The 8,765-nt window shown below is 32.2% G+C and carries 6 protein-coding genes and 1 tRNA gene; all 7 read right to left on the reverse strand.

Going from position 1 to position 8,765, the window contains the following annotated elements:
* Positions 1 to 13 precede the first annotated feature (13 nt).
* The 7 genes from PBV87_RS14695 to PBV87_RS14725 all read right to left on the reverse strand — a co-directional run bounded on the left by PBV87_RS14695 (position 14) and on the right by PBV87_RS14725 (position 8,648).
* Positions 14 to 1,513 (reverse strand): UxaA family hydrolase, encoded by a 1,500-nt coding sequence (locus PBV87_RS14695; protein WP_271012752.1) that lies wholly within the window; start codon positions 1,511 to 1,513, stop codon positions 14 to 16.
* A gap of 13 nt (positions 1,514 to 1,526) precedes the next feature.
* The gene (locus PBV87_RS14700; protein WP_271012753.1) at positions 1,527 to 2,981 is read right to left on the reverse strand and encodes a tagaturonate reductase; all 1,455 of its coding nucleotides are present in this window, start codon (positions 2,979 to 2,981) and stop codon (positions 1,527 to 1,529) included.
* A 330-nt stretch (positions 2,982 to 3,311) separates the two neighbouring features.
* Positions 3,312 to 4,010 carry a MerR family transcriptional regulator gene (locus tag PBV87_RS14705; protein WP_053985764.1) on the reverse strand — a complete coding sequence of 233 codons (699 nt, stop codon included), beginning with the start codon at positions 4,008 to 4,010 and terminating at the stop codon, positions 3,312 to 3,314.
* Between the two features lie 119 nt (positions 4,011 to 4,129).
* Positions 4,130 to 4,621 carry an NUDIX hydrolase gene (locus tag PBV87_RS14710; protein WP_271012754.1) on the reverse strand — a complete coding sequence of 164 codons (492 nt, stop codon included), beginning with the start codon at positions 4,619 to 4,621 and terminating at the stop codon, positions 4,130 to 4,132.
* Between the two features lie 44 nt (positions 4,622 to 4,665).
* The gene (locus PBV87_RS14715) at positions 4,666 to 6,504 is read right to left on the reverse strand and encodes an ABC transporter ATP-binding protein (protein ID WP_271012755.1); all 1,839 of its coding nucleotides are present in this window, start codon (positions 6,502 to 6,504) and stop codon (positions 4,666 to 4,668) included.
* A 4-nt stretch (positions 6,505 to 6,508) separates the two neighbouring features.
* Complete coding sequence (locus PBV87_RS14720; protein WP_271012756.1) at positions 6,509 to 8,356, reverse strand: ABC transporter ATP-binding protein; 1,848 nt, start codon at positions 8,354 to 8,356, stop codon at positions 6,509 to 6,511.
* Between the two features lie 221 nt (positions 8,357 to 8,577).
* A tRNA-Trp gene (locus PBV87_RS14725) sits at positions 8,578 to 8,648 on the reverse strand.
* Positions 8,649 to 8,765: the final 117 nt, after the last annotated feature.

An 8,765-nucleotide genomic window follows, 5' to 3' on the forward strand; every position in this document is an offset into this window, starting at 1 on the left:
TTATTATTTAAAATTACAAAATTACACCATCTCTAAAAATTGAAATATCTCTATAGTGATTAACTTCATTTTGAGTTTTGATATTTCCTGAAGCCACTTCAAGAATATAGTCAAAAAATTCTTCTGTGAGTTCATCAAAAGATTTATCTTCTAACACAGCGCCCGCATTAAAATCAATCCAATTTCTTTTCTTTTTATAGAGATTTGAGTTAGATGCGATTTTGACTGTAGGAACAATAGATCCAAACGGATTACCTCTTCCTGTTGTAAATAAAATTATTTGTGCTCCAGATGCAGCCAAATTCGTACATGATACCTGATCATTCCCTGGTCCATTTAATAAATTAAGTCCCTTCTTCTCAACACTTTGCCCAAAGTCTAATACATCCGTTACGATAGCCATACCACCTTTTTGGATACACCCTAATGACTTTTCCTCAAGTGTGGAAATGCCACCCTTTTTGTTTCCTGGTGAAGGATTCTCATAAATGCTTTGATTATATTTTGTAAAATAATTTTTAAAATCATTAATCATCGTAACCGTTTTCTCAAAAACTTCTTCGCAGGAAGCTCGGTTCATTAAAATAGTTTCTGCACCAAACATTTCTGGCACTTCTGTAAGAATTGTACTTCCTCCTATGGCTGTTACACGGTCATTTAACTTGCCACATAAACTATTAGCTGTAATACCGGAAAAGCCATCTGACCCTCCACATTTGAATCCTAAAACCAAATTATTACAAGATACTGATTCACGTTTAAACTTTTTGGCATAGCCTACCAGTTCTCCAAGAATGTCCATGGCGGCTTCAAATTCATCTTCTACATCTTGTGTTACAAGGAACTTAACCCGTTCTGGATTAACTTCTCCTAATACTTTTGAAAAGTCTTGTAAATTATTATTTTCACAGCCTAGGCTAAGAACTAACACAGCCCCGGCATTAGGATTATTAATTAAGCCTTTTAAAATTTTCTGTGTCCTTAAATGGTCCTGTGAAAGTTGACTACATCCCATATTATGTGTACAACAAAATATACCATCTATTTCATTTCCATACTTTTCATTAGCCATTTTTTCTAGTGTTTGAGCTGTAGAATTAACACACCCAACAGTGGGTACAATCCATACTTCATTTCTAACGCCTACTTTACCATCTTCTCTTACATATCCCATAAACGCCTTATCTTCAAAGTATTTACTTACCATGTTATCTACTTTGTCATATGTATAATCTAAAATACCAGATAAATTTGTTTTTAAATTATGTGTATGAATATGTTCTCCCTGTTTAATATCTTGTATAGCATGCCCTATAGGATAGCCATACTTAATAATATTTTCTCCCTTATTAATATTTTTAAGTGCTACTTTATGCCCAAAAGGAATATTCTCTACTGCTATAATCTCCTTGGTATTCCCTAATAGCACACTTTCACCTATTACAATATCTGTTAGGGCAACTGCTACACTGTCATACTCATTTATTTTGATTACTTTATTTTCTAATGACAATACACCCACACCCCTAATTTAAAATAGTTAAAATAACATCTGTTACATCTTTCTCTTCTAAATCCTTTAAATACTGTGTTGTCATATCTACTAATCCTGTAATATTAGTCAAATCCTCTCCACCCCAAAATTCTTTATTAGACAATACCTTTTCTACTACTTCTTTTACATGCTGGGCTTTCCAAACCTCTTCAAAAAATTTCAATACTTCTTGTTCATCTCTTACCTCATAAGTCATACCATCTTTTCTTCTTCCTATAAATTTATCATCTACTTGCTCACATTGATAAAATTTAATAAATGCTGCTAAAGCAAATACTATTGTAGGAGGTAATGTATTCATTTTCCTTACATATTCTAATAAAGTTGGCAAACATCTTGTATTAAATTTTGCGCATGAATTTAATGAAATATCTAATAAACTATGTTTAATATAAGGATTTGCAAAACGATTACATACATCATAAGCAAATTGTTTTAATTCCTCTTGTGGCAATGTGAGTGTAGGAATAACTTCTTTAAACAGTAATTGGTTCAAATACTTTTTAAAAGTATTATCTTTCATAAAATCAAGTACTATATCATACCCTGCTAGGTAAGCTGCAAGCACCGTTCCTGTATGCCCTCCATTTAAAATTGATACTTTCTGTTTTTTATAAGGTGTTACATCATCCGTCCAAATCACATTTCCTTGGCCTTTATGGATAGGTAAAATTTCTGCCCACTCTTTTTTCCCTTCAATTACCCATAGGTTAAAAATTTCACTTGTTACAATTAGCTGATCTCTGTAACCTAATTTTTCTTCAAAATACTCTATTTCATCTTTAGGAAAACCTGTAACAATACGATCGACTAAAGTATTTGTAAATTTATTTGCACATTCAATCCATTGGATAAATGATTCTTCTAAATGCCATTCTGTAGCATACCTAATGACTACTTTTTTTAGTTCTGTTCCATTATTATCAATCAATTCAACTGGGAGAAAAAGTAGTCCTTTATCAAGTGCACCATCAAACGCTTTATAACGTTCATACAATAAAACTGTAATCTTTGCAGGGAAAGAATGAGGTGGCTTATCTAATAGTTGGTCACCTTCATGATATACAATTCCTGCTTCTGTTGTATTAGAAATAACTACTTCTAGATCTTCACTTCTTGCAATCTTCATAAGTTCCTCAAAATGTTCATATGCATTGATACATCGTGATATCGAAGTAATTTGCACTACTTTTTCAATGACTTCTCCATTTTCAATCCCTCTCATAGCAAGATGGTACTTCCCTTTTTGTGCATTAATCATTTCACATATTTGTGGGAAGTTACCAATTGGTTGGCATAATACAATACTTCCTTCATATTCATCCTTCTCATTAATATCGTTAATCATCCAATCTGTAAAACCTCTTAGAAAGTTTCCTTCACCAAATTGAAGAATCTTCTCTTTATATACCCCACAGCTTTTCAATATTATATCCCCCTCTGTGTAAGCGTTTACATTAATAGAGAAAAAAATTATCTCTTATGTAAGCGCTTACAAACTCTGTATAAAAAAATTCCCTTTCGGGTGTTCTAACACTTTCACATTATGTTTCCAAAACAACAAACTTTACAATATTATATATTTCTTTTTGTTGTTTTCTGAAAACGCTTACATTTATAAGTATAGAGGATTTTTATCTCTTCATCAATAATATATTTACACTAAATTATTTAATTTTTTTATATATTTTATCCAAAACTATAAATGGATTAAACTGCTATCCTCTATTCTTGTAGCAATTTAACCCATTTAATTCTACTCATATTTGTAAATATAAACAAATCTAAATCCATAAGTATTAGGGGTGAAAAAAATAGAAAACGGAAACCTAAGCATTCGTGGCGTTTCCAACATGCAAAAATACTTCTCACCATTAATTTGAACAACTGGTTCCATACTCTCTCTTAAAATAGTCAGATTCAACTTATTTATATCTGCATACTTACATAGTTCTAGTGTAAAATCCTTTTTGTTAATGATAGGTTCATCAGGTTCAAACCAAAAACTATAACTTGGTGGCATACACCCTTTAGCTTTATGTATAAAATCCTTTGCAATATCTACAAACTTATTACCACTTGCTTCATAATGTTCTATTTTCTCTAAATAGATATCTATATCAAGGTCTTGTTCTTTTATAACATCTCTTTTTATCTCCACACAAATTTCTTTTGCTCTATTCATTTCCTTTATCTTTTTATCCATATAGTCAGCGTATTTATCCATACAACCTTCGATAGAAATAACACCTTTTTGGATAAGCTTAATATCTTCTATTGAAATATCCAATTTACGATAAAGCTTAATCTCTTTTAAAATACGTATATCTTCTTCTGAATACTCTCTGTATCTATTTTGACTATTACGATCAGGTGTAATCAGACCTTCCTTTTCATAGAATCTTATATTTTTACTTGTAATCCCTGTAAGTTCTTCTACTTCTTTTATACGCATAATAATCCCTCCATATATACCTATATTACACCTTCCACTAAGTAGAAGGTCAACTATTTCCAAAAAAACTCATAAAAAATGGAGTAACTTCGCTTTGAAGGTACTCCATTCTATCATTATTAATCTTCTACTGTAACAATATGTTCTATTTGATGAGATATATCATTTAACTTTTCTCTAAAAAATTTTGGATAGGCTTTATACTTTTCTAATTCACTTATTGGAATCCAGTTCATAAACTCTTTCCCATCTGCACAGTAACTATCACTCTTTAGTTCTTGTGTCCCACGTGGTTTCATCAGAAAGTAAAAAGCAACCTCATGGCAATCCAATCCCTCTATACTTCCATTACCTTTAAAGAAATTTTCATGTATAAAAGCTAATCTCTCAACTTCATATGTGATACCTGTCTCCTCATACACTTCTCTTATGACTGCCTCTTCCGCTGTCTCACCCATATGTACGCCACCACCTACAGAGTAAAAATAGTCAGCTGTTTCATTGCTGGCCAAAAGAATACATCCATCCTCTATAATAATTGCTGCTGCACGATAGCGAAACCAGTTTGTATCTGCTGTCATACAACAATCCTTATTGTAATCCTGCTCCATCATTCACCTCCTGAAATATACTTCCATCTCATCTTCTACCTACTTTATGCATAGTACTGAGCTTGTGCATTCCATAATTCATGATACAGTCCATCTTCCATTTCCAATAAGTCTTTGTGGGTACCATGCTGTATTAATCTTCCTTGCTCAAATACAGCAATTTGATTACAGAAACAACAACTTGAGAGTCGATGTGAAATATAAATAGCTGTCTTATTTTGGATTAAATCCCTATTTAACCTTGCATAGATATCTGCTTCTGCAAGAGGATCAAGTGCTGCTGTTGGCTCATCTAATACAATAAACGGTGCATCTTTATATAAGGCACGGGCAATAGCAATTTTTTGAGCTTCCCCCCCTGAGATTTCAACACCTTCTTCTGATATTTCATTGTAAAGCTGTGTATGAAGCCCATCTTCAAAACTTTCCATCCTTTTTTCTAGTCCTGCACGATTTGCACAATCCATAGCTTTTTCTTCATCATACTCTGAAGATACAGCAATATTTTCTCCAAGTGTAAAAGAAAATAAATTAAAGTCTTGGAAAACTACAGAAAAACTCGCTAAGTACTCTTGGTAGTTATATTCTTTAATATTCATACCATTTAATAAGATTTCCCCTTCTGTAGGATCATATAAACGACAGAGTAGCTTAATAAAAGTTGTTTTGCCAGATCCATTTTTACCAACTACAGCAACCCTTTCTCCTACATTAAATCGTATAGAGATATTTTCTAAACTATAGTGTTCACTACCAGGATATTTAAAGCTTACATTTTTAAATTCAATAATCCCATGTTTCATAGTTTCTAGATCAACCGGTTGTGTACCAGACTCCTTACGATTAGGAAGATCAACAAAGTCAAAATACCATTGTAAATAATTTGTATTCTGCTTAATATTAGATAATGTCTGCATAACCCCTGTAAAACCTGTCCCAAACTGAGTAATAGCACCTGTATAAAGTACAATGTTTCCTACACCAAACGCACCTAGTAGTGCTTTTAAACCAACAAAAAGATAGGTTGCTACATTTACAATAACTTGTATTCCACTTCCTATTGCTCCATATTTAGCCCCAAACTCTGGTACACTTCTTTGGAATCCAAGAATTTTGCTTAAGTGGAAATTAATTTGATTTTCTATTAAAGGTCTTTGACCATATAAACGAACGTCTTTTCCCGCATTATATTCCGTTGAAAGTTGATAGGTATAAAAACGGTCATAATTAAAGTGAGGACCTGATTCATTCATCGCCTCAAACTGCTTCTTTTGTGAAATAGCATTTATCTTAATACTATAAAGAATTGAAATCACTAACAAAGCAATCAATAGAATACCTGCTATAGGTGAATTCATCAGTAGATCTAATCTACTTGTTCCTATACTTTTTGTCATAAACATCTCTATCATTAACGATATGGAAATAACTACTGAAAATAGATTCAATGTCAAAGTATTTAACTGAAAAGCAATGGCTACAATGCCTTTATAATAGCGCCCTCTATTCAGTTTTTCACGCATTTGACGTATATTCGTATCATCCATATCTGCATAATCTAGTTGGTAACCTTTGTCTGCTAAATCTAACTGATTTTTGTGCCCTAATACATACTGTAATGTATCAAACATCTGAGCAAGGAAATTCACTATCAGTCTACATACTAAGTTCAGTACAAGTGTTAAAACAACCAGCCCCATAATATGTTTAAAATTCCTTGACGGTAAGCTTAACTCATTTATGATTAATGAGGAAAAATAAATTGTAATAAACGGTAAAATTGAAGAAAATACTCCAGAAGCTATAGAGATAACGAGTAGCCAAGGCTGTACACGATGTATAACTTTCATTCCTCTTACTATAAGGCTTATTTCTCGTTTCATATTACTAAGAAATATACTCATCTTGTTCTCTCTCCTCCTGTTCTTTATAATATTTTGCCTGCACTTCGAACATATTGGCATACTTCCTACCTAATGCTAGAAGCTCATCATGAGTTCCCATTTCAATAATCTCACCATTTTCAATCAATATAATCCGATCACAAAATCTTGTACTCGCCAATCTATGAGAAATAAAGATGGATGTTTTATGGGCTGTTAACTCATTATATTTTAAATACATTGCATTTTCAGCAATAGGGTCTAAGGCTGCTGTAGGTTCATCTAAAATCATAATAGGTGCATCTTTATATAACGCCCTTGCTAACATCAACTTCTGTTCTTCTCCACCTGATAATTGCACAGCCTTTTCATTCATATCCCTTATTAAAAGCGTATCAAATCCACCTGGAAACTTCTTAATAACCTTGTCCATTCCTGAAAGTTTAAAGCATTTTAGAAGATGTGGTTCATCTACCTCATGTTCTGCGCATAAAGTTATATTTTGCTTAATAGAAATTGGTAATAGACGAATATCTTGAAAAACAGGTGCTAAATATTCGTAATATGTACTTTTATTTACCTTTGCTAAATCATATCCTTCTACACTAATTTTACCCGTTGTCGGTGTATATAGGCCGCAAATCAATTTGACAAAAGTTGTTTTCCCTGCACCATTAGCTCCAACAACTGCTATTTTTTCACCAGCATTTATACTTAAATTGATATTTTTAAGGGTTGCTTTATCTTCACTTTCATAGCGATAGCTTACACCTTCTAATTTAATCCTACATGGCTGACCTTTATCTAAAATCATTTTTTCACTTGCTTGTTCTAGCTCATACTCTTCTAGTTCCAGATACTCCCTAAAATCACATACATTTAGACTTATCTGATTTACCTTAGCTAAACTGGTAATAATTGCTGAGCACCATGAAGCAAATCCTGAAATAATGCCAAAGTATAACACAAAGTCAGATACTGAAATACTACCCTTCCATACTAAATAAATAAGATAGCCATAGGCAAGGCCATCTCTTAGTAAAACCATAATCGCCTCTACTACATTATTTAAGAAATAGAAAAGCTGCATTTTTACAGTCCATTTGATTCTTCTATTCATAAATTTATGGAATGCACCATAGAACCACTTTTTCATATTGTACAAGCGTATGTCTTTAGCTGTTTCAAAGGAACTTGACTTATATGTAAGATAAACTAATTTCAAATCTAGCTTCAACCATTTATCTCTATTACGAAATACCCAAGTATTCACTGCCTTACTTACAAAGTAACTTACAATTGTAGTTAAAATAATAAAAACAATGATAAGTGGATTTAGGGTTCCTAAAATCCCTGTATAAACACCAAAACCTAATCCATTTGCAAAAATAGTTATAAAAAGAATCAACAGTGCCTGAATGCCTTCATTTTCCCCACCATGAGCAATATCATAAGCCTTCTTAATCATAACTTGTGTATGAGGTCTATCCATTTTCTCATAATGAATGGCCATTGCCTTTGAAGAAATCGTCTGTTCCATCTTCTTAGTAACTTCTAACGTGTGCAAACTAGTCTTTTCCTGTATAAATCGTTGAAGTATGGTCAATATGAACATAGCTATTGCTATACTTAATACCGAGTAAATCATCTGCCTTGCATTTGCCCCATTTTCAATCTCTCCTACTATAATCTTGGGAAGGTATACACCACATAATGGTAATAATACAATAATAGGCATCTTCCCTAAAATATAGAATAAAATTAATTTATCCCATTCCCATAGCTTTTTAAATGTAAAAACTGCATTACTTACTACATTATATTTAGGCTTCTTCTTTTCTTCCTGATTCATAATCTCACCTACCCCCATGTTGTTAAATTTATGTATACTTTCATATATTATCAAGAATATACTAACTTATCAATAAAAATGTTTATTTAAAGAAAAAAGAGACCATCTACGATGATCTCTTTTATAATTTATCAAATTTTAAGTAGTCCTATCTACTAATGACTCTATATATTTTATCTTAATAAAAAAAGCTTAAGTTCTTTTGAGCTTAAGCTTTTAAACAGGGGCAGAAGGAATCGAACCCTCCTCTGGAGTTTTGGAGACTCTTATTCTACCGATGAACTATGCCCCTATATGAAAGATTTATACTTTCAAAACTAAACATAACCATTTCAAAAACAAGGATGTTCTACTTACAGTAGAACCATTAAAATTCTAAACTCACTTACGTTCGTTAAGATTTTCATAT

This window comes from Holtiella tumoricola (assembly GCF_027857615.1).
GTDB lineage: Bacteria > Bacillota > Clostridia > Lachnospirales > Cellulosilyticaceae > Holtiella > Holtiella tumoricola.